This is a genomic window from Bacillus sp. F9_6S_D1_P_5 (genome assembly GCF_054823925.1).
Genome location: NZ_JBTREW010000029.1, coordinates 1 through 20,835, shown reverse-complemented (window position 1 = coordinate 20,835; position 20,835 = coordinate 1). Strand labels below are relative to the sequence as shown.

Genomic DNA, 20,835 nt, shown 5'->3' with positions numbered 1-20,835 from the left:
CTTTTCACCTCCATAAATAATAAAAAGTTCTTATGAACCTATAATATGTTTTGTTTCATTTAAAGTCAATTCTGTTTTGCTTAATTTTTCCTTTGTCACCAAACTGTCGGAAGTAAATAATACTTGCATATTTCGACAAAAGTTCATATAATAAGTTCATAAGAACTTTTAAAATGTGTTTAAAACAAATCTATCATTCTGAATTTAGTAGAAAGGTAGATTTCACATATATCTATATAAAAGGAGAATGGATATAATATGTTGAAAAAACTTGTAGCAGTCATGACAGCATTCATGGTTATCTTTGGAGCTAGTAGCTTTATGTTTGTAGACCACGCAGCAGCGAAGGGGTACAAATCTGGTAAAAAATCATACACACCAACTTCTGGTCAAAAGTCAAAAGTTGATTTGAACAAAAAAGATAATAACGTGAACTCACAAAAAACGACAACAGATTCAAAAACAAAAGCAACAAACACAGCACCAAAAAGTAATAAAGGAAGCTTTATGAAAGGTTTATTACTAGGTGGTCTTGGTGGTTTACTAATGGGTAGCTTATTTGCAAATATGGGAGCTCTTGGTTCTGTATTAGCGTTTATGGTAAATATGTTAGTAATGGCTGGTATCGTAATGTTAGCAGTTCGTGCATTTAAATACTTCAAAGATCAACGTAAGAAAAAGGAAGATGAAGTAGCATGGAAACAATAAAAATTTCTGAACAAGAATTAATAAACGCGCTTTGTGTATATATCGCTGAAAAGAGACAAGTTGGTCCAGAAGAAGTTTTAGTTGAACTCATGTATGACGATGACTACGGCTTCTCTGCTGAAGTAGAGGTAAATGGTCGCCAGCAAATTTTAATTCAAGCGAACTTAATCGAAGCATTACGCTTATTACTTGACAGAGAATATAACGTCAATTCATTTGCAGCAAGATTACAACTTGAATTAGATGATGAAGAAGGCATTTACGCATTAGCGAAATTTAATAACTCAGATGAGTAGGAAAAAGAGCTGTTGAGAGTAATCTCAACAGCTCTTTTTAGTATGTGCATAAGAAAGGGAATAATCACGCCAAATCTCATTCATTTTGCGTCTACCAGCATTAACCATCGGGTTAAATTGTATGGAAGCTTGTTGACGTACGGCGTGTACATGTTGGATCGCTTGTTGTATGTGTTGTTCAATAGTATGAGCTTTTTTATTTGCTTGTTTTACGATAGAATACCCAGCAACATTCCCTTGTGCCATTGCGATTTTCCCGCTTTCAATGCCAGTTATATTGCCGGCGACAAATAAACCGGGAAGAGGGGTTTCCATTGTTTCGGAATGCAGTGGAACATGTCCGCCTAATTCCGGAATGTAACGGAAAGGACAGCCAGCTACAGCAGCAAGCTCAGCAAGAGGGTATAAGCCACCGGCAATACAAACGAAGTCTGCCTCATATATTTGTTCCGATCCAGTTATGATGTTTCCTTTCGTATCAATATTGACAACGCGTACACCTTCAACTTGATCTGTTCCGATAATTTCAAGAGCTGCTTTTCGAAGGTGAAGAGGTGTGCCGTTTATTTTCATACCTTTATTTGGATAGAAGTTTAATCCAACTTGTTTCGCCCAATTATATTTCATCAATCGACTACCTATACGTAATAAAGGTGATGGGGCAAGGTGGGCAGCATGTAAGAGAGAATTTAATACTTCTTCTGGTTCACTAGCCTTTTGACTTAATTCACTTTTTTCAGGAAGTACGATATGTTCCACTTTAATTCCTGCTAATTGTAATTCATTTAAAATGGCGAATGACAAAATGTTAGCACCAATAATGATTCCTTTTTTCCCAACTTGAACGCGATGTACATTTGTCATTACTTGGGCTGCCCCGATTGACATAACTCCTGGAATTGTCCAACCAGGAAGGGGAATGGAGTACTCAGCAGCTCCAGTAGCAAGTAAAACGAAAGGTGCTTCTAACGTACCGATATTCGTATGTACGAGCCAAGAACTTCCATCTTTATCTAAATTATAGACGGAAATGCCACATCGAATATGAACTGAAAGAGATTGTGCTTCTTCGTAAAGGCGTTTTGATTCTTCTATCCCGTTCCACCATTCTCCAGTAGGTTCTTGATGTAATTGACCGAGCAATCTTCCGCCAGGCTTCATAAATTCATCAATAACAAGTACATTCAGTCCAAATCGAGCGCAAGAGATGGAGGCTGATAAACCTGCGGGTCCAGCTCCAATAATAATGACATCGTTCATCGCTTTTTCACCATCTCTCTCACGATATTTGGATGCTGTTTTCCGCTGTCAACAATCATATCTTTTTCTACAACAGTTAAGCATGCTCGTACGTTCGTTTGATTATTTACTGTGACGCGGCACTCAGAGCAATGTCCAATATTACAGTAAATACCTCGCGGCGTCCCACTATCCTCATGCACTCTTAAAGTTCTTATTCCGTTTGCGAGTAAAGCGGCCGCAATCGTTTCATATTCATAGGCTTCATATTGTTGCCCGTTAAATTGGAAAGTGATGCGTTTACTATTATTTAAACTCCCTAAAATAGGGTGATGGGTAATTCTATTCATTGATTTTCACCTACCGCTCCAAAGGTAACTGCGCGCACAGGTGGTTGATATTTTAATGGGATTTCATTAGTAGTTACGTCAGGATTTGCACTTTCAATCATTCGATCTATCATCATTCTGCATGTGCGGCCACCGCAAAATCCCATGCCAGCACGTGTTCTTAGTTTTAATTCTCTTGCCGAGCATTTATATTCAGCAATTGTCGATTGAAGTTGACCGTATGTAACTTCTTCACATCGACAAACAATTAAGTGATCTTTATTCGTCATATGTATTCCTCCTCTAGTTCGGTTTGCACAAATTATATAATGCAAAAACTATGCCAATATAGAGGAGGAAGATTTATTGTAACCCAAGTTTTTTTAATCGGTTATATAAGGTAGCCCTCGTAACACCAAGTTGTTTCGCGCACTCTAATTTATTCCCATTTAAAATGCGTAAAGCCCTCTCAATGACTTTCTTCTCATGTTCATCCATTTCTTCTTGCAAAGAGAGGATTGTATTATGGTTGCTGAGTAATAGAGAATGAGCCGTAGTATTTTCTACCGTTTCAGTTGTATGGAATGGTAAATATTCTTGTTTTATAATACCGTCAGTCGCAAATACGACAAGTCTTTCAACAACGTTACGAAGCTCGCGAATATTACCTGGCCAATTGTAATGAAGTAGCTCATGCATAATGCTGGAAGGTAAGTCACGAATTGGTCTGTTGTAATTGATTGAAAAATCGTTTAAGAAAGAATAGGTTAATTCAATAATATCCTCGCGTCTTTCTCGTAGCGGTGGAATATGCAAGCTAACTACATTTAGGCGATAGTATAAATCTTCTCTGAACGTGCCTTTTCTCATTTCCTCTTGTAAATCACGATTTGTAGCAGCGATAATGCGGAAATTAATATGAATTTCTTTTTCTCCACCAACACGGTAATATTTTCGTTCTTGTAGTACACGCAAAAGCTTTACTTGCATGTCGAGTGGCATTTCTCCTATTTCATCAAGGAATAGTGTGCCGCCTTGCGCAAGCTCTATTTTACCTTTCTTACCTTTACTATTTGCACCAGAAAACGCCCCGCGTTCATACCCGAATAATTCACTTTCAAATAACGCTTCTGGAATGGCGCCGCAGTTAATTGAAATGAAAGGTGCTTTAGCCGCCTCGCTTGCTTCATGAATCGCTTTCGCAAACACTTCTTTTCCAACACCACTTTCGCCGAGAATTAAAACAGTTGATTTCACCGAACAAACCTTTCTAGCTAATTGAATCGTTCTTTGTATAACAGGGCTCTTTCCATTCATCGCAAGGAACGGGTCTGATTCATCTTTATATTTTGCGACCTCTTGTTCTAATCGGTGCATTTCATGTGACATATTAAATAGCTTTTCATTTAAAGCGACTTGATTTGTAACATCAGTTTCTGAAACGACAGCTCCGATAATTTCATCGTTACAATATACTGGATTTGAATTAATTAATACGAACAAATCGGGACGAGGCTGATGGAACTGAGCGATTATGCTTTTTCCGTCATGTAATGATTGTAGGATCTCCAAATCTTTATAGTCAAAAAAGCGAGTGATAGGTTGTCCAATAATTTCATTATGATTGACTGAAAAAATCTTTTCGGCGCCATCTGTCCAAGTTCGAACGCATTCTTTATCATCGATGACTGTAACGGAAGAATCAGTTGTTTGTATTACGGTATTATAGAAAGATTGTAGTTCATTGTAAGACTTAACAAGAAACGGAATGATTTGCTGAGCCGTTATACAGCATATAGGCTCTTTATTTTCGTTTATTACGATAACGGTCATTTCATGAGAAAACGCGTCAATTAAAGTGTTGAATGAATCATCTTCATCTATAACTGCACAGTTGTATTTTTCTGTAGTAGAAGGGCTGTAATAAAACTTTTCGTTAACTTGCTCAATATGTCGCAAATTGTTTGTGTGATTAATTAATAAAGTTTTTAGAAATTCTTGTATTGTGGGAAATGAGAATGCCATATTGTCCTCCTATTATGTATAAAAATTTTGACAGTGATAAAAAAATAATACACCTATTTGTGATAAATTCAAAATATTTTTACAAATAAAAATATTATTTGTAAAAAGTATATATATGTAGAGTTGGCACATCAATTGCATAAAAGAAAGTGAGGGATTAAAAAGAAGGGAGGAATGCTACGTGAGGCACTGTGACGTTTTAATAATAGGTGGTGGAATTATAGGATGTTCAATCGCTTATTACACTTCAAAATACGGAAGAGACGTAACAATCATTGAAAAAGGAGAATTTGTCAGTGGGACTTCTTCACGGTGTGACGGAAATATTTTGGCTATTGATAAAGACCCAGGGTTTGATAGTCAAATGTCATTAGTAAGTCAAAAATTAGTAACTGATTTAAGTGAAGAGTTAGAGCACTCATTTGAATATAGGGCGCCAGGAAGTATTCTCGTATGTGAGTCGGACGAAGAAATGGAAGCAGCACAGCAATGGGTGAACAGTCAAAAGGAAGCTGGTTTACCATTTCGAATGCTTGATAGACAAGATATAAGAGAAGAATCGCCATTTTTCGCAGATGATTTATTAGGCGGATTGGAATGCGCAACAGATTCGACTGTAAATCCATATCTTCTTGCTTTTTCACTTCTTGCAGAATCGAAGAAGTTTGGTACGAAAGTTTTTAATCATACGGAAGTAAAAGAAATGAGAAGAGATATAGACGGTTCCTTTATTGTAGAAACGACAAATGGGACGTTTACTGCGAAGCAAGTAGTGAACGCAGCTGGTGTGTGGGCTCCGAAAATCGGAGAAATGTTGGATGTAAATATTCCAATTGAACCGAGAAAAGGACATATTATTGTAGCATCAAGGCAACAACACGTTGGTTGCCGTAAAGTAATGGAATTTGGTTATTTAATTTCTAAATTTGGTGGGAAACGAAAAGTGGATGCTTTAACTGAAAAATATGGGGTAGCTCTTGTATTTGAGCCGACAGAAAGCCAAAATTTTTTAATTGGTAGTAGTAGAGAGTTTGTAGGATTTCATACGAGGATAAATAACGAGGTTATTAAATGTATTGCGAACAGAGCAATTCGTTTTTATCCGAAAATGGCGGATATGATGGTGGTTCGTTCATACGCTGGATTACGTCCGTGGACAGAAGACCATTTGCCAATCATTTCACGTGTGGAACATATCCCGAACTACTTTATAGCAGCAGGGCATGAAGGGGACGGCATTAGTCTTGCTGCAGTTACTGGGAAAGTGATTGAAGAGTTATTAAATGAAAAAGAAACAATCATTCCAATTGAACCACTTCGTTTGAGTCGTTTTACAGAAAGGGTGTTAAACGGATGAGGTCACAAAGAGTCTTTACGACAATTGATACACATACGGGCGGGAATCCAACGAGAACATTGATTAGCGGACTGCCAAAGTTAATTGGAGAGACGATGGCAGAGAAGATGTTACATATGAAAAAGGAGTATGACTGGATTCGCAAATTGTTAATGAATGAACCGCGTGGTCACGATGTAATGTCAGGAGCATTATTAACAGATCCATGTCATCCTGAAGCAGATATTGGTGTTATTTACATAGAAACAGGTGGATATTTACCGATGTGTGGTCACGATACAATTGGTGTTTGTACAGCTTTAATTGAATCAGGTTTAATACCGGTAGTTGAACCAATTACTTCGTTAAAGTTAGACACGCCAGCCGGCTTAGTTGAAGTGGATATTTTTGTTCAAGATGGAAAAGCGAAAGAAGTTTCTTTCTGTAACATACCAGCTTTTTTACTGAAACATATTACCGTACAAGTCGAAGGAATTGGAACTGTTAAAGCAGATATTGCGTATGGAGGAAATTTCTATGCCATTATTGATGCGAAGTCAGTAGGTTTAGAGTTAGTACCGGAAAATGCATCTACAATTATCGATAAGGCAATTCATATTAGAAATATCATAAATGAGAAATTTGAAATCATACATCCGCAGCATTCGTTTATTAGAGGATTAACTCATGTTGAATTTTATACAGATCCTACTCATGAAAGCGATCATGTAAAAAATACAGTTGTCGTTCCGCCAGGAGGAATTGATCGTTCTCCATGTGGTACAGGAACATCAGCAAAGTTAGCTGTATTATTCGCAAATCAAAAAATTGAGATGAATGAAGAGTTTATTCATGAGAGTATCGTGGGCTCTCTATTTAAAGGCTGTGTCATAAATACGACATTTGTAAAAAATATTGAAGCTGTCGTAACGAAAATTACCGGTTCAGCTTGGCTTATGGGGATGCACAGATTTTTTTACAATGAAAAGGACCCACTTAAAGAAGGCTTTTTGCTAATTCCGCCGATGGAACATGAAACGGAGGATGTAAAATGAACATTCAAAAAATGTATACGGCAGTAGACGTACATGTAAATGGTGAAGCATTTCGTGTAATGAAAGATGTACCATGCAAATACTACTCCAGTTTGGAACAATTAAACGAGCAATTTTCAGGTGAATTAGCAGAAGAAATGAAGCTCTTATTAAATGAACCACGTGGTTTTATCGGTTTAAATGGATGTATTGTCGTTCCTTCTATTCATACGGAAGTCGATGCAGCTGTATTATTTTTTAATCATGAAGGATCCATTCCGCTTCATTATGGAGGCATTGTCGCAGTAATAACGATGTTACTAGAAAGCGGGTATTTAAAAAAGAGAGAGACGAATCAATACAAAATAGAAACGTTATCTGGCATATTTGTAGTCCATGCGTATGTAGAGAATGATGAAGTTGTATCTGTTTCTTTTGAAAGTAAACTATGTTATGTGATTGAGCAAAATTTACAAGCTGATAATATAAGTTACTCTCTCATTCAGGCAGATAAAGTATATGCAGTTGTAGAAAAGGATACGTATTCGCCAGAAATTCGTATTGAAAACATTTCTGAATTGAAAAAATGGGGAGAAGCTACACTTCAAACTATACAAAAACAATCACTTATAAAAAGGCTTATTTTAGTAGATTCTTCGCAGAAAGAAAAGAACCATATAAAGTCGATTACATTTCATGAAGATAACTTCATCGTACGTTCGCCAGGGTTTGTCTCTACTATTGTGTCTTTTGTTCATACATTATTTAAAAATGATTATATAGCGGATAAACCTTTTATAAATGAAAGTATATTTAATAGCTTTATAACTGTTGAAAAAGTGAAGAAGGAAGAAACGGGTTACATTTTCCGTTTTGAAAGTAGAGGGTTTATTACAGGGATGCAGACGTTTCTATTAGACCCTACAGATCCGTTTCCGGCAGGATTTTTATTAAAATAAAATGGTAAAGGGAGAGATAAATATGAAAAAAATTAAAGGAGCATTTCCAGTATTAATCACACCGATGGATGAGTTGCAAGAAATTAATTGGAACGGTGTAAAACAAAACGTAAACTATTTTATTGAGCAAAAAGTAGCTGGCATTATTATTAATGGAAGTACAGGGGAGTTTGTTAGTTTATCAAAAGAAGAACGATTTAAAATGGTAGAAACAGTATTAAAAGAAGTTGATGGACGTATTCCAGTTATTGTTGGAACTGCAGCAGAAACGACGAAAGAGACGATTGAATATACGAAACATGCCGAAGCACATGGAGCGGATTGTGCATTAATTATTAATTCGTACTATTGTAAACCGAAAGAAGAGGAAATTTATTTTCATTTTAAAGAAATCTCAAACGCTGTAAATATACCAATTATGTTATATAATAATCCGTTTACTTCTGGTGTTGATATGAGTACAGAGCTCATGCTACGTATTGGAAAAGAATGTGAAAATGTTACACATATTAAAGAATCTAGCGGAGATATTCGAAAAGCAAGAGATTTAGTAAGACAAGGCGAAGGTGCTTTTCAAGTATTCTGTGGATCTGAAGATTTAGTTATGGAATCTTATTTAGTTGGTGCGACGGGATGGGTTTCGGTAGCCGGAAATATCGTACCGGGACTTGTTACGAAAATGTATGAGCATTTCCAAAATGGTGAATTAGAAAAAGCTTGGGAAATAAACGATGCGGTTTTACCTCTTTGCGAGTTTCTTGAAGGGTCAGGAAAGTATGTACAAATCGTTAAACGCTCAATGGAATTACACGGGCAAGCCGGGGGACCTTCTCGTTATCCGAGACTTGGATTAACTGAAGAAGAAGATCAAAAACTTCAAACGATTATCTCAAAAATTGCAGCTCATGCAGCTGTTTAAATAAGGAGGAGATCAAATATGTTAACGACAAACATTGAGTTGAGACCAAAAGTGAAAGCGTTTTTAAATGAAGAAATTAAAATGTTTATTAATGGTGAATTTGTTCCTTCCATTAGTGGGAAGACATTTGAGACATACAATCCAGCAACAGAAGATGTTCTAGCTGTCGTATGCGAAGCGCAAGAAGAGGATGTTAATGCAGCAGTAAAAGCGGCAAGATCTGCATTTGAATCAGGACCTTGGGCAGAAATGACTACCGCAGAAAGAGCGCATCTTATTTATAAATTAGCAGACTTAATTGAAGAGCATGGAGAAGAATTAGCACAGTTAGAAGCATTGGATAACGGGAAACCATATCAAGTAGCACTAGATGATGATATTACAGCAACAGTAGAAAATTATCGCTATTACGCGGGATGGGCTACAAAAATAATCGGGCAAACAATTCCAATTTCAAAAGATTACTTAAATTACACACGTCATGAACCTGTTGGTGTTGTAGGTCAAATTATTCCTTGGAATTTTCCACTCGTTATGTCTTCTTGGAAAATGGGAGCTGCACTCGCAACAGGTTGTACAATCGTATTAAAGCCAGCAGAACAAACGCCTTTATCATTATTATATACAGCGAAACTCTTTAAAGAAGCAGGTTTTCCAGATGGTGTTGTAAACTTTGTTCCAGGTTTTGGCCCTGTAGCAGGAGCTGCAATCGTAAACCATCATGATATTGATAAGGTAGCCTTCACAGGTTCAACTGTTACAGGGAAATATATAATGCGTCAATCTGCAGAAACAATTAAACATGTAACGTTAGAGCTTGGAGGTAAATCACCAAATATCATTTTAGAAGACGCTGATTTAGAAGAAGCGATTAACGGCGCATTCCAAGGCATTATGTATAATCACGGCCAAAATTGTAGTGCCGGTTCTCGCGTGTTCGTTCACCGAAAACATTACGAAACAGTCGTAAATGAACTAGTGAAAATGGCGAATAACGTGCAACTTGGAGCAGGTATGGAGAAGGAGACGGAAATGGGGCCACTCGTATCTAAAAAGCAACAAGAGCGTGTGCTACATTACATTGAACAAGGGAAAGCTGAAGGCGCTACTGTTGCTGCTGGTGGTGAACGTGCATTTGAAAAAGGTTATTTTGTACAGCCAACGGTATTCACAGATGTAACCGACGATATGACGATAGTTAAGGAAGAAATCTTCGGGCCAGTTGTCGTTGTACTTCCATTTGATTCAACGGAAGAGGTAATCGAAAGAGCAAATCGCTCTTCATACGGACTCGCTGCGGGCGTATGGACACAAAACATAAAAACCGGACATCAAGTTGCCAATAAATTAAAGGCAGGAACAGTATGGATAAATGATTATAATTTAGAAAATGCAGCTGCACCATTTGGTGGGTTTAAACAATCTGGTATCGGTCGTGAGTTAGGTTCATATGCGCTTGATAACTATACAGAAGTGAAAAGTGTTTGGGTGAATATAAAGTAATAGAGAATCTAACTATTAATAAATAGAGTGATGAAATAATAAGAGATGCGGACAACTGGAAGATTTCATAATAGTTGTCCGTTTTCTTATATATAAAATAGCTTTCAAAAGAATGATAAGGGGGATTTGGATGGAGCAATTAGTAGAGTGGTTAGTAGGGCAAGTATGGAGTATTGGGTTAGTTGTTTTTGCATTAGGGGCAGGCGTGTATTTCACAATCGCAACTCGTTTTCTACAAATTCGTTATTTTAAAGAAATGATTAAATTATTATTTGAAGGGAAGAGCTCGGAGACGGGAATTTCATCCTTTCAAGCATTTTGTTTAGCTTTATCAGGTAGGGTTGGAATAGGTAATATTGCAGGGGTCGCGACAGCTATCGCTTTTGGCGGACCTGGAGCTGTATTTTGGATGTGGGTAATGGCTCTATTAGGAGCAGCTAGTGCATTTGTTGAATCAACATTATCTCAAGTGTATAAAAGTAAAGTCGGAAATGAATATCGCGGTGGTACACCATATTTCATTGAAAAAGGCTTGAAAATGAAATGGTTTGCAGTTATTGTAGCGGTCGTTGTAACACTTTCATATGGCGTTTTATTACCAGGTATTCAATCTAGTAGTATCGCAGTTGGATTTGAAAACTCTAACGGTATTAGTAAATATATAACTGGCATATTGTTAGTCGTATTATTAGCAGCGATTATTTTTGGTGGTGTAAAGAGAATTGCTGGCGTTTCACAAATGCTTGTTCCATTTATGGCAATTGGTTATGTAATTGTTACATGTATCGTATTAATTGCGAATGTAACAGAAATTCCAAGTATGTTCGCTTTAATTTTCTCTAGTGCTTTTGGTGTAAATGAAATGTTTGGTGGAATCGTCGGTGCAGCAATCGCATGGGGCGTAAAGCGCGCTGTATTTTCAAATGTAGCTGGCGTTGGAGAAGCGACGTATAGCTCCGCTGCTGCTGAAGTATCACATCCTGCAAAACAAGGATTAGTTCAAGCGTTTTCTGTATATATCGATACAATTGTTGTATGTACAGCGACAGCTCTTATGATTTTAATAACAGGTATGTATAATGTTATACCTGAAGGAAAAAGCGCTATTGTAAAAAATATAGGGAATGTAGATGCAGGTCCAATCTATACACAACAAGCAGTTGAAACTGTTATGACAGGATTTGGTCCATTATTCATTTCAATTGCAATCTTCTTCTTCGCATTTACAACATTACTCGCATACTACTATATCGCTGAAACGACACTTACTTATTTAGATCGTGAGCTTAAACATAGCTGGTTAAAACCAGTTTTAAAAATTGGATTTTTAATTATGGTTTACATCGGTAGCGTAGAATCAGCGTCGCTTTTATGGAATCTTGGAGATTTAGGAATCGGTAGTATGGCTTGGTTAAACTTAATCGCGATTCTACTATTAAGTAAAATCGCATTAAAAGTGTTAAAAGATTATGAAGCACAGAAAAAAGAAGGGAAAGATCCAGTGTTTGATCCTAAAAAAGTTGGAATTGAAGGATTAGTTTTTTGGGAGGAGAGAAGTAAAGAGATTGAAAGGAAAAACTATAAAGAACAATCAGTAGTGGATGATAGTCTGAAATTGTAATTATAATAAACTGAATATTCATTCTTTTTAGTGAGGTATATTGCCTTCTTTTCATCACATACTACAATAGGTACACATAATTTGAATGGGGGTAATAATAAGATGGAACACGAACAACATAGTTCAGTAAATGATGTTCTACATCATTATAAAGAAGGAATTGGTAGTTTTACAAACCAAATTCCTGAAATTGCTGAAACATATAATGCATTCACGCAAGCTTGTTTTCAAGAGGGTTCTTTAACAAAAAGAGAAAAACAACTTATTGCATTAGGAATTAGTCTAGCAACGCAAGACGAATACTGTACTATTTATCATACAAAAGGTTGTCTTGATCAAGGATGCTCAGATAAAGAAATTCTGGAAGCATGTGGTGTATCAGCAGCATTTGCTGGTGGAGCTGCAATGAGTCAAGCGGTAACTTTAGTACAGGAATGTTTAACAGAACTGAAAAATCAAAAGCATTGAATGTAAAAAACGTTTTAAACTTTATGTTTAAAACGTTTTTTATGTGAAATTAAATTTGTATTCACTTTAATTATTCTATGTCTTTATAAATTGATTTCTCTACATCAGAAAGAATTTTGTATATGCTTTTACCAATTATAGATTCTAATAATTTCATCTTAGTATTTCATTGTTCCTTCGTTTAAAATTGGTACAATGAAACAAAAGGGGGATTAGTAATGCAAAATGTAGTAATTGAAGAAATTAAGCAAATAAAAGATGATGTGGAAGAGCTTTCTAAACTTTTGAAAACGGTTGTAGATGATGGGGCGTCAATTGGTTTTTTACCTCCACTGGAACAAATAGAATCAGCGAAGTATTGGGAAACTGTTTTAGCACCAGAAGTGATCTTGTATGTTGCTAAAATAAATAATGAAGTGGCAGGGAGTATTCAATTACATTTAGTTACAAAGCCTAATGGGATTCATAGAGCTGAAATTTGCAAGTTAATGACTCACCCGAACTTTAGACGTAACGGCATTGGACGTTCGCTTATGCAAAAAGCAGAGGAAAGAGCAAAGCAAGAAAATAGGTCTCTTATAGTGCTAGATACGAGAGAAGGAGACCCTTCTAATAGATTGTATAAATCATTAGACTATAAAGAAGTTGGAAAAATACCAGAATACGCAATATCTCCAAATGGTAATTTAGATGCAACGGTTATTTATTATAAAATGATTTAGTATTTTTATTTAAAAAGAGGGATATTTTCAAACGAAAAATCTGTTATTAGGTCTGAGTATTGATTTGTAAAAAGATTGAAAACCCCCTGTATAATAGGGGTTTTCTTTTCATTCATTAACTTCATATTGAATGTTCAATTTGAGGGCCAATTTGTATAAGGTTTTAACAGTTGTATACGAGGTATTACTTAAATAGGAATTTTGAAGTCTTTTGGTGAATATAAAATGTTAATCTAAAAGATGGAGGTTGCTGTGATGTTGAAGCTGTTTCAATATAACTGGCAAGTTCGTGATGATTGGTTTACATGGTGCGAAGACATATCGACCGAAGAACTGGTAAAGAAAAGGGTCGGTGGATTTGGCAGTATACTACATACCCTATTTCATATTGTAGATGTGGAATATATGTGGATCTTAGGGTTGCGTGGTGAATCAGTGCCTGAGGAGCCATTGTTTGAAGAGTATGCCAGCTTACAAAAAGTGAAAAATCTTTCAGCTCAATACCACGGGAAAGTGAAGCCATTTGTGACCTCTTGGACAAATGAAATGGATTCTCGGAAACTTTCAAAAGCTGACTTCAATGAAGAGCCGATTAGCTCAAGAGATGCACCAATTAGGCGCCGAGTCATTGAATGTACACACGGAGAGTTAATACGTCATGTCATTGTCCACGAAATCCATCATATCGGCCAGTTATCTATATGGGCACGTGAAATCGGAAAGGAGCCAGTTTCCGCAAATCTGAGAGGGAGAGGGCTATTTGATAACTAGACTAACTTTGCCAATTTCGTAATTTATTTAACACCGTCTATATTTCTCTAGCGGTGTTATTTGAATGTATCAATAAAATATATTTAATGTATTAATTGAATTTGAGAAAGTTTTTAGAGGGTTCTTTTCGTTATGCTCCTCGACTTATAATGGATGTAGAGAAGATGACTAGGCAACTATAGTTATTTTCGCTTTATTATGAGAAAGGGGATGACGGCATGAAAACGAAAGGTTTACAAAAGGTGAAGAAAGTTATATTAAGTGGTGGCATATTACTTACGGGATTGTTAACTTTCGGTTTTTCAGAAAAAGCTTCAGCTCATGGATATGTTGAATCACCAGCGAGCCGTTCTTATTTATGTAAGCAAGGGGTAAATGTAAATTGCGGACCAATTCAATACGAGCCGCAAAGTGTAGAAGGAATAGGTGGATTCCCGCAATTAGGACCTTCTGATGGACAAATTGCAGGAGCTGGCCATTTCCCTGCTTTAGACGTTCAAACAGTTGATAGGTGGAAGAAAGTTACGTTAAATGGCGGGACGAATACATTTAAGTGGAAACTTACCGCACCTCATAGTACGAAAGAATGGAAATACTACATTACAAAGAAGGATTGGAATCCAAATAAGCCTTTAACAAGATCTGATTTGGATTTAGTACCATTCTATGTAAAAAATGATGGGGGAGCTAGACCAGGAACTTCAGTAACACATGAGGCAAATGTACCTACTGATAGAAATGGATATCACCTTATTTTAGCTGTATGGGAAATTGCAGATACTGGGAATGCATTTTATCAAGTTATAGATGTCAACCTTGTAAATAACGGTTTAGCATCAAATTTTCCGCTAAATCATGTAGTGCAAGCTTCTAGCTTATTTTAAATAAAATATACATTTTGATCATCTAATTCATTTTAGATGATCTTTTTTTACGAAAAACGATGAAAAATATAGAAGAAAGTGCAATTATTTATAAAAAATTATGCTTTAAATATTGTCATATTTGCTTCTTTAAGATATCCTTTTCATGAAGAGGTGGAAAACATGGAAAAAGTACTAGTTTTCGGGCATAAAAACCCAGATACAGATGCAATTTGTTCTGCAATTGCTTATGCAGAATTGAAAAAAGAATTAGGAATAAATGCTGAGCCTGTACGCTTAGGCGAAATCAGCGGTGAAACTCAATTTGCGTTAGACTATTTTAAAGTAGAAGGACCGCGTTTTGTTGAGACAGTTGCAAACGAAGTGGACAACGTTATTTTAGTTGATCATAACGAGCGTCAACAAAGTGCTAACGATATCGAATCTGTTCGTGTGTTAGAAGTTATTGACCATCACCGTATTGCTAACTTTGAAACAAGCGATCCTATTTACTACCGTTGTGAGCCAGTTGGTTGTACAGCTACAATCTTAAACAAAATGTACAAAGAAAACGGTGTTACAATTCGTAAAGAAGTTGCAGGTTTAATGTTATCTGCAATCATTTCAGATTCTTTACTATTCAAATCTCCAACTTGCACAGAGCAAGACGTAGCAGCAGCTCGTGAATTAGCGGAAATCGCTGGTGTAGATGCTGATAACTACGGCTTAGAAATGTTAAAAGCTGGTGCTGACTTAAGCGGAAAAACAATGGAGCAATTAATCTCTCTTGACGCTAAAGAATTCCAAATGGGTAATGCGAAAGTTGAAATCGCACAAGTAAACGCTGTTGATACAAACGACGTTCTTGTACACCAAGCGGAACTTGAAAAAGTTATCTCTGCAGTAGTAGAAGAAAAAGGTTTAGACCTATTTTTATTCGTTGTAACTGATATCTTAACTAACGATTCTGTCGGTCTTGCGATCGGTAAAGCAGCAAACGTTGTTGAGAAAGCATACAACGTATCTCTAGAAAACAACACTGCTACTTTAAAAGGTGTTGTATCTCGTAAAAAACAAATCGTACCGGTATTAACAGAAGCATTCCAAGCTTAATTTTATTGCGTACAGATAAACAGCAAGGACAAGTAGTCGGATTGGCTACTTGTCCTTTTTTATCTCTAAAAAAACAGAAAATTAAAAACAGGGGGATTGTGTATGTTTAATAATCTTGAGAGTAAATTACAATCACTTTTAGTGCGAAATATTGCTTCTGTTTCAGAATTAGAGAGTTGGCTTTTGGATGAACGGCTTGTAACTGCCGAAATAGAAGAGGAGATAACAAGTAGTTTAATCGCCACGTATAGAGATACAAATGACAGAAAAATACGTGATTTACATATGTATAATCAAAATACAATTCAACCAATTTTAAAAAGATACAATGCAAATTTGGATCAGAAATTTAGAGAGTGTCCGTTTTCAGACTTATTAGATGAGCAGAAATACGGATTTATGAAAAAAGCAAGAGTGATGAAGAGTAAAATGTTTAATGAAAAAAACATTACTCTTTCCATAAAAGAACAAGAGCTAATTACGAAACATAGAGAAATAATGTCAAACATATCTATAAATTGGGAAGGAGAGCAAAAGACGTATGCATACGTAAAAGCAAAGTTAGATACCCCTAATAGAGCTATTCGTGAAAAAGCTTGGTACGCTTTATGTGAAGCAAGAAGTGTAGTGAAAATGGAAATAGATTGTATTATGAATGAGCTCGTACAATTACGGAATGAGATTGCTTTACATGCAGGATTTAATAATTATAGTGAATATGCTTTTCAACAAAAAAACAGAGATTACAGTATTGAAGATTGCTATAAGCTCCATGAATCTATCGAAAAGTATGTTGTACCAATATGGGAGCAGTTAGGAAGTCTTTCTAAAAAGAATCTAGGTGTAAAAAAATATCGCCCTTGGGATCTTACTCCATGTAATATACCAAAAGCTCCATTTCAAAATGCTATTGATTTATTGGATGGGGTGGAAGAAATGTTTCGGATGACAGATTTATATTTTCATGAGAAATTTATTCATATAAGGAAAGAAGGATTCGTTGACGTAGAAGAACGTGAAAATAAAGCGCCAGGAGCAGTTTGTTTTACCTTGCCTCATAGTAAAGAGGTTTTTGTATATTCTAATTTTAGTCCATCATTTTATGCCATTAATGCACTCATACATGAAGTGGGACATGCATTTCATTTTTATAAACAATTTAACAATGATAGTAGTATGCAGGAAAGGTATCTTCGTGAAGAGGTGGCTGAGCTTTATTCCCTCAGTCTTGAGTTACTAGTAATGGATAAGCTTACTATTTTTTATAAACAAGAGGATGAATATAAAGAAGTACAGCGCGTACAATTGTATCGTGCTTTGTCTTTATTAATGTCGTCAATTGCAGGAGATGTATTTCAGCACTGGATCTATGCAAATCCAAATCATACATCAGTAGAACGTGATAAGAAATACGCTGAAATATGTAAAAGGTATCAATATTCATCAGTCGATATTGCTGGATTAAAAGATGAAATTGGTTCGAGTTGGTCCGAGTCATTTCACTTTGTTCAGTTTCCTTTTTATAAAATTGAATATGCAATTGCACAAATAGGAGCAATGCAATTGTTTCAAATTTACCGGGAAAACCCAGAAAAAGCAATTGCTTTCTTTAAAGAAGGTGCGAGTGCAGATTGGAATTTATCCATACAAGAAATATATGAAAAAACAGGTGTCACGTTTGATTTTTCGGAGGAAAGGATAGAAAGTACTGTAAGTGTTATTTTGGATTTGATTCATGAATTAAAATAAGGATAGCATTTGCTATCCTTATAACTGTTTGTTCGTAGACTTTTTCTTGTTTATATAAAATGTAATAATAGCTGTAATGAGAAAAATAGGTATAGCATACGCTTGCCCAACAAACAACTTCCAGCCAACATGATTATAGCCTTGAGATGCTGGAGCAATCATAGCGATTATGCAAACAATAATATAGAGTACTAGTGCAGGGAGTATATTTTTCATATGTTCACCTCCTTTTCATAAAAACATCACATATATATTTATATAATACATTATAGTTCGAGAAAATATATATATTTTTCTAACATTTATGTAAATAAAAGGGTTGTTTTTAAGTGGAATAGAATAGGTGTATGTAGAATGATATAGGGGGACATATAATGAACAATATATTAAATAGAATAAAGAAAGATGTAAATATAGAATTATTGAATACGCTATGGCCTGGTTTCAATGGGACTGCATTTGCATTATATAATGATGAACATGTGTATGTATTTCATCATCCATTACTTTTGAAAGATGATGGTGAGTATGCCGTTTTAAAGAGGAATGAACAATTTAAGGCTGATACATTTATCCTATTAAAAGATTATCCGACTGCCATCGTGAATATGAATAGGTATAGAGATTATGAAAGTTTACTTGCAGTTGTGGTGCATGAACTTTTTCATTGCTATCAATATTTGAATAATGAAAGTAGATTTCCAAATGAATCTCTAGGATTTCAATATCCTATATTAGAAGAAAATATAGAATTGCGAAATAAAGAACGAATGTGTTTATATGATACTGTGCATTGTAAGTCACAAGCTGAGAAATATAATTATATTAAGCAATTTATTGAACTAAGAGAGCAAAGAGCTAGTTTTATGAAAGAAGAGTTTATTACATATGAATGTATGGTTGAAAGTATAGAGGGGCCTGCTTGGTATGTTGAAATGAACGCCCACATTACAGTATGTAAAAATGATGAAAGTGAAACATTACGAAAATATAGCGGACTTATTTTAGATACATATGATGCTAATTGTAACATTAGAAAGAGCTGCTATAGCTCAGGAGTGCTTTTATGTTTAATATTAGATGAAATCCTCCCTGAATGGAAAAAGAGCTTCTTTAATAGTGATAAATCGTTATATGCTTTTTTAAAACAAAATATAAATGTGGATTTGAGTTTTAATAATGAAATTATAATAAGCAAAGAAACGAAGCAAATTCTTCATTTTGTTCAAAACGAAAGAGATAAGGATTTTAAACAATTTTATAAGAAAAAAGGCTATCATTTGTATATTGTAGGGAATATAAAATTAAATTCGTTTAATCCAATGAATGTAAAATTAAACAAAAATAAAGCGTTACATAAATCCTTTTTAAGTGTACGTATACATAATAAAACATATATGATAAATCAACCTGTTTTAGCATCTTTTGAAGAAGATTTTAAAAATATGAAACAAGTTCATATTATAATGAATGAAAAGCCAATTGAAACAAATAATGGTTTGAATGTAGTGGGGATTGGAGATATAGAAGGTGAGTATGAAGAAGTAGAGAATTCTATATTTTTATATTTAAAAAGTTAGAAGAGAGGTAAGAAATTTAAATGAAAAAGTTATGCATAATTCCATGCGGAAAAAAGAAAATTTGGGATAAGTATCCAGATTACGGACCGATAGAGGCAAAAGATGTATATATTAGCTCGTTCGGAAAAGCATGTCAGGCGTATGCAACTCTGTTTTTCGAGAATTGGGTTATATTATCGGCGAAGCATGGATTTTTAAGACCAAATGATATTGTACTAGAAAACTATGATCTTGCCTTTGATTCAAAGAGCGATGAAATTATTAGTATGGAACAATTAAAACAACAGATGATTGAAAAAGAATTGCTTCAGTTTGATGAAATTGTTTTACTTGCAGGCAAGAAGCATAAGAAAGTAGTAACACAATTATATCTAGAAGAAATCATTACGTATCCGTTAGCAGGATGTAAGGGAATTGGGTATATGTTGCAGAAGTTGAAAAGGGCTGTGGGAGAAGGGAAGGAACTATAGACAGTTTTTTATTTGAGCTTTTCAGCTTATATATAGTGATTGAGAAGAAGGCGAATACATATAAGAAAAAAGTGTGATTTGAACTATAACTTTGCCATTTTGGCAAGGTTATAGTTCTTTTTGTTCGCGGCAAACTTATAATTTATGTAAAAGGAAGGAAATATTACAAACCTTGAAGAAGCAATTAAGGATAATTTATAGGAGGTACTTTAAAATGTTTATCGTAAATGTTGAAGGTGCTATAAGGAAGAATGATAAATGGCTTATTATTGAAAGAAGCAAAAAAGAGGAACATGCTGGTGGTTGGCTTTCTCTTGTGGGGGGTAAGGTAGATATAGAAGGAAATTCCTCAGACATATTAGAACGAACAGTAAAGCGAGAAATATTAGAAGAAGTCGGTGTGAGCGTAAAAGACAGGCTAAATTATGTACATAGTACATCATTCGTAACCGATACAGGTAAAAATGTTGTCGATATTGTTTTTCTTTGCGAATATGAATCGGGGGAGGCATTTTCTAAAAGTCCCGATGAGGTTGAAACGGTATTATGGTTAACTACTAAAGAAATATTAAATCACCCCAATTCGCCAATTTATTTAAAAGAAAGCATTAAACATGCGGAAGCGTTGATTCGTATTCATTCTTCATAACGTTTTAAATTTATAATAGAAGTAAAGTTGTTATACATAAATAGGGGTAACTTTGGGATTTATCTTGTTCAATCATCGGGCACTTTAATGGAAGAAGGATCACAGAGATAATCAGCCTTTTTATAAAAGAATGATTCAATTAAATAAATTAAGAGCGTATTTTGATTAATCTCTCTTCAAAACACGCTCTTTCTTTTTGCTTATTTATCAAGGCTATATTAATAAGCACACGGCAAGCTTATGGGTTAATAATTAACTTACGGCAAAGGTATGATTCCATTTTCTTTGGAAAATTAGATGAACCTCTTCTAAAATAATCGATTTCCGGCAAGTTTATGCTTCCAATTGCGGCAAACTTATGAGTAAAGTGACAAAAAGCCCAACTATGGTCTTATCCCTGTCAAGTAGACAGTATTAAAAAGACTAAACAGCCATCGAGATTCGATATTCTATCGGAGCTCGATGGTTGAGTCGTTTTTGG

General features: G+C 35.3%; 22 protein-coding genes. 17 read left to right on the top strand and 5 right to left on the bottom strand.

What is annotated here, in order from left to right; translation table 11 throughout:
* Nucleotides 1–258 precede the first annotated feature (258 nt).
* Both ACUXEY_RS25225 and ACUXEY_RS25220 read left to right on the top strand, forming a co-directional pair.
* A complete protein-coding gene (locus tag ACUXEY_RS25225; protein WP_048525932.1) occupies nucleotides 259–708 on the top strand; it encodes a hypothetical protein in 450 nt (149 codons plus the stop codon).
* Nucleotides 696–1,004 (top strand): YxcD family protein, encoded by a 309-nt coding sequence (locus ACUXEY_RS25220; RefSeq protein ID WP_000447759.1) that lies wholly within the window; start codon nucleotides 696–698, stop codon nucleotides 1,002–1,004. Before ACUXEY_RS25225 ends, ACUXEY_RS25220 begins: the two co-directional genes overlap by 13 nt.
* A gap of 24 nt (nucleotides 1,005–1,028) precedes the next feature.
* Here the strand turns inward: ACUXEY_RS25220 and ACUXEY_RS25215 are convergent, their stop codons facing one another.
* From ACUXEY_RS25215 to ACUXEY_RS25200, 4 genes are all read right to left on the bottom strand, one after another.
* Nucleotides 1,029–2,264, bottom strand: coding sequence for an NAD(P)/FAD-dependent oxidoreductase (locus ACUXEY_RS25215; RefSeq protein WP_461301847.1), 1,236 nt, complete (start codon nucleotides 2,262–2,264; stop codon nucleotides 1,029–1,031).
* Nucleotides 2,261–2,593, bottom strand: a complete 333-nt coding sequence (locus tag ACUXEY_RS25210; RefSeq protein WP_087983834.1) for a (2Fe-2S)-binding protein — start codon at nucleotides 2,591–2,593, stop codon at nucleotides 2,261–2,263. The genes ACUXEY_RS25215 and ACUXEY_RS25210 overlap by 4 nt, the downstream gene beginning before the upstream one ends.
* Complete coding sequence (locus tag ACUXEY_RS25205; protein ID WP_048525929.1) at nucleotides 2,590–2,862, bottom strand: (2Fe-2S)-binding protein; 273 nt, start codon at nucleotides 2,860–2,862, stop codon at nucleotides 2,590–2,592. The genes ACUXEY_RS25210 and ACUXEY_RS25205 overlap by 4 nt, the downstream gene beginning before the upstream one ends.
* A 73-nt stretch (nucleotides 2,863–2,935) precedes the next feature.
* Nucleotides 2,936–4,597 carry a sigma-54 interaction domain-containing protein gene (locus tag ACUXEY_RS25200; RefSeq protein WP_461301846.1) on the bottom strand — a complete coding sequence of 554 codons (1,662 nt, stop codon included), beginning with the start codon at nucleotides 4,595–4,597 and terminating at the stop codon, nucleotides 2,936–2,938.
* Between the two features lie 181 nt (nucleotides 4,598–4,778).
* On the opposite strand from ACUXEY_RS25200, the gene ACUXEY_RS25195 reads away from it, so the two are divergent.
* The 12 genes from ACUXEY_RS25195 to ACUXEY_RS25140 all read left to right on the top strand — a co-directional run bounded on the left by ACUXEY_RS25195 (nucleotide 4,779) and on the right by ACUXEY_RS25140 (nucleotide 17,655).
* Nucleotides 4,779–5,954 carry an NAD(P)/FAD-dependent oxidoreductase gene (locus ACUXEY_RS25195; RefSeq protein ID WP_097891952.1) on the top strand — a complete coding sequence of 392 codons (1,176 nt, stop codon included), beginning with the start codon at nucleotides 4,779–4,781 and terminating at the stop codon, nucleotides 5,952–5,954.
* Nucleotides 5,951–6,988, top strand: coding sequence for a proline racemase family protein (locus ACUXEY_RS25190; protein WP_461301845.1), 1,038 nt, complete (start codon nucleotides 5,951–5,953; stop codon nucleotides 6,986–6,988). Before ACUXEY_RS25195 ends, ACUXEY_RS25190 begins: the two co-directional genes overlap by 4 nt.
* Nucleotides 6,985–7,926 (top strand): proline racemase family protein, encoded by a 942-nt coding sequence (locus ACUXEY_RS25185; protein WP_429603297.1) that lies wholly within the window; start codon nucleotides 6,985–6,987, stop codon nucleotides 7,924–7,926. The genes ACUXEY_RS25190 and ACUXEY_RS25185 overlap by 4 nt, the downstream gene beginning before the upstream one ends.
* A gap of 1 nt (nucleotide 7,927) precedes the next feature.
* Entirely contained in the window at nucleotides 7,928–8,845 is a 918-nt protein-coding gene (gene dapA / locus ACUXEY_RS25180) for a 4-hydroxy-tetrahydrodipicolinate synthase (RefSeq protein ID WP_166704820.1), read from the top strand.
* An 18-nt stretch (nucleotides 8,846–8,863) separates the two neighbouring features.
* The gene (locus tag ACUXEY_RS25175; protein WP_461301844.1) at nucleotides 8,864–10,348 is read left to right on the top strand and encodes an aldehyde dehydrogenase family protein; all 1,485 of its coding nucleotides are present in this window, start codon (nucleotides 8,864–8,866) and stop codon (nucleotides 10,346–10,348) included.
* A 130-nt stretch (nucleotides 10,349–10,478) separates the two neighbouring features.
* On the top strand, nucleotides 10,479–11,969 hold the full coding sequence (locus tag ACUXEY_RS25170) for an alanine/glycine:cation symporter family protein (protein ID WP_166704822.1): 1,491 nt from the start codon (nucleotides 10,479–10,481) through the stop codon (nucleotides 11,967–11,969).
* A 30-nt stretch (nucleotides 11,970–11,999) separates the two neighbouring features.
* Nucleotides 12,000–12,437 (top strand): carboxymuconolactone decarboxylase, encoded by a 438-nt coding sequence (locus ACUXEY_RS25165; RefSeq protein WP_141545958.1) that lies wholly within the window; start codon nucleotides 12,000–12,002, stop codon nucleotides 12,435–12,437.
* Nucleotides 12,438–12,655: 218 nt separating this feature from the next.
* Entirely contained in the window at nucleotides 12,656–13,159 is a 504-nt protein-coding gene (locus ACUXEY_RS25160) for a GNAT family N-acetyltransferase (RefSeq protein WP_461301843.1), read from the top strand.
* 255 nt (nucleotides 13,160–13,414) lie between these two features.
* Nucleotides 13,415–13,930 carry a DinB family protein gene (locus tag ACUXEY_RS25155; RefSeq protein ID WP_087983843.1) on the top strand — a complete coding sequence of 172 codons (516 nt, stop codon included), beginning with the start codon at nucleotides 13,415–13,417 and terminating at the stop codon, nucleotides 13,928–13,930.
* A gap of 218 nt (nucleotides 13,931–14,148) precedes the next feature.
* Complete coding sequence (locus tag ACUXEY_RS25150) at nucleotides 14,149–14,814, top strand: lytic polysaccharide monooxygenase (protein ID WP_461301842.1); 666 nt, start codon at nucleotides 14,149–14,151, stop codon at nucleotides 14,812–14,814.
* A gap of 162 nt (nucleotides 14,815–14,976) precedes the next feature.
* On the top strand, nucleotides 14,977–15,906 hold the full coding sequence (ppaC, locus tag ACUXEY_RS25145; RefSeq protein WP_461301841.1) for a manganese-dependent inorganic pyrophosphatase: 930 nt from the start codon (nucleotides 14,977–14,979) through the stop codon (nucleotides 15,904–15,906).
* 102 nt (nucleotides 15,907–16,008) lie between these two features.
* On the top strand, nucleotides 16,009–17,655 hold the full coding sequence (locus tag ACUXEY_RS25140) for a M3 family oligoendopeptidase (protein ID WP_461301840.1): 1,647 nt from the start codon (nucleotides 16,009–16,011) through the stop codon (nucleotides 17,653–17,655).
* An 18-nt stretch (nucleotides 17,656–17,673) separates the two neighbouring features.
* On the opposite strand, the gene ACUXEY_RS25135 is transcribed toward ACUXEY_RS25140, so the two are convergent.
* Entirely contained in the window at nucleotides 17,674–17,871 is a 198-nt protein-coding gene (locus tag ACUXEY_RS25135) for a DUF4017 family protein (protein ID WP_048525916.1), read from the bottom strand.
* A 158-nt stretch (nucleotides 17,872–18,029) separates the two neighbouring features.
* Here ACUXEY_RS25135 and ACUXEY_RS25130 point away from each other — a divergent pair, with 158 nt between their 5' ends.
* The 3 genes from ACUXEY_RS25130 (at nucleotide 18,030) to ACUXEY_RS25120 (ending at nucleotide 20,354) form a co-directional block, all read left to right on the top strand.
* On the top strand, nucleotides 18,030–19,235 hold the full coding sequence (locus ACUXEY_RS25130; RefSeq protein ID WP_461301839.1) for a peptide ABC transporter permease: 1,206 nt from the start codon (nucleotides 18,030–18,032) through the stop codon (nucleotides 19,233–19,235).
* 20 nt (nucleotides 19,236–19,255) lie between these two features.
* The gene (locus tag ACUXEY_RS25125) at nucleotides 19,256–19,705 is read left to right on the top strand and encodes a DUF6884 domain-containing protein (RefSeq protein WP_461301838.1); all 450 of its coding nucleotides are present in this window, start codon (nucleotides 19,256–19,258) and stop codon (nucleotides 19,703–19,705) included.
* 214 nt (nucleotides 19,706–19,919) lie between these two features.
* Nucleotides 19,920–20,354: an NUDIX hydrolase gene (locus ACUXEY_RS25120; RefSeq protein WP_071756848.1), complete on the top strand. Its 435-nt coding sequence runs from the start codon at nucleotides 19,920–19,922 to the stop codon at nucleotides 20,352–20,354.
* Nucleotides 20,355–20,835: the final 481 nt, after the last annotated feature.

What these genes read in the sequence shown, in the direction of transcription:
- ACUXEY_RS25225 (WP_048525932.1), top strand. Translation starts at nt 259, where the DNA reads ATGTTGAAAAAACTTGTAGCAGTCATGACAGCATTCATGGTTATCTTT.
- ACUXEY_RS25220 (WP_000447759.1), top strand. Translation starts at nt 696, where the DNA reads ATGGAAACAATAAAAATTTCTGAACAAGAATTAATAAACGCGCTTTGT.
- ACUXEY_RS25215 (WP_461301847.1), bottom strand. Translation starts at nt 2,264, where the DNA reads ATGAACGATGTCATTATTATTGGAGCTGGACCCGCAGGTTTATCAGCC.
- ACUXEY_RS25210 (WP_087983834.1), bottom strand. Translation starts at nt 2,593, where the DNA reads ATGAATAGAATTACCCATCACCCTATTTTAGGGAGTTTAAATAATAGT.
- ACUXEY_RS25205 (WP_048525929.1), bottom strand. Translation starts at nt 2,862, where the DNA reads ATGACGAATAAAGATCACTTAATTGTTTGTCGATGTGAAGAAGTTACA.
- ACUXEY_RS25200 (WP_461301846.1), bottom strand. Translation starts at nt 4,597, where the DNA reads ATGGCATTCTCATTTCCCACAATACAAGAATTTCTAAAAACTTTATTA.
- ACUXEY_RS25190 (WP_461301845.1), top strand. Translation starts at nt 5,951, where the DNA reads ATGAGGTCACAAAGAGTCTTTACGACAATTGATACACATACGGGCGGG.
- ACUXEY_RS25185 (WP_429603297.1), top strand. Translation starts at nt 6,985, where the DNA reads ATGAACATTCAAAAAATGTATACGGCAGTAGACGTACATGTAAATGGT.
- dapA (WP_166704820.1), top strand. Translation starts at nt 7,928, where the DNA reads ATGGTAAAGGGAGAGATAAATATGAAAAAAATTAAAGGAGCATTTCCA.
- ACUXEY_RS25175 (WP_461301844.1), top strand. Translation starts at nt 8,864, where the DNA reads ATGTTAACGACAAACATTGAGTTGAGACCAAAAGTGAAAGCGTTTTTA.
- ACUXEY_RS25170 (WP_166704822.1), top strand. Translation starts at nt 10,479, where the DNA reads ATGGAGCAATTAGTAGAGTGGTTAGTAGGGCAAGTATGGAGTATTGGG.
- ACUXEY_RS25160 (WP_461301843.1), top strand. Translation starts at nt 12,656, where the DNA reads ATGCAAAATGTAGTAATTGAAGAAATTAAGCAAATAAAAGATGATGTG.
- ACUXEY_RS25155 (WP_087983843.1), top strand. Translation starts at nt 13,415, where the DNA reads ATGTTGAAGCTGTTTCAATATAACTGGCAAGTTCGTGATGATTGGTTT.
- ACUXEY_RS25150 (WP_461301842.1), top strand. Translation starts at nt 14,149, where the DNA reads ATGAAAACGAAAGGTTTACAAAAGGTGAAGAAAGTTATATTAAGTGGT.
- ppaC (WP_461301841.1), top strand. Translation starts at nt 14,977, where the DNA reads ATGGAAAAAGTACTAGTTTTCGGGCATAAAAACCCAGATACAGATGCA.
- ACUXEY_RS25140 (WP_461301840.1), top strand. Translation starts at nt 16,009, where the DNA reads ATGTTTAATAATCTTGAGAGTAAATTACAATCACTTTTAGTGCGAAAT.
- ACUXEY_RS25135 (WP_048525916.1), bottom strand. Translation starts at nt 17,871, where the DNA reads ATGAAAAATATACTCCCTGCACTAGTACTCTATATTATTGTTTGCATA.
- ACUXEY_RS25130 (WP_461301839.1), top strand. Translation starts at nt 18,030, where the DNA reads ATGAACAATATATTAAATAGAATAAAGAAAGATGTAAATATAGAATTA.
- ACUXEY_RS25125 (WP_461301838.1), top strand. Translation starts at nt 19,256, where the DNA reads ATGAAAAAGTTATGCATAATTCCATGCGGAAAAAAGAAAATTTGGGAT.
- ACUXEY_RS25120 (WP_071756848.1), top strand. Translation starts at nt 19,920, where the DNA reads ATGTTTATCGTAAATGTTGAAGGTGCTATAAGGAAGAATGATAAATGG.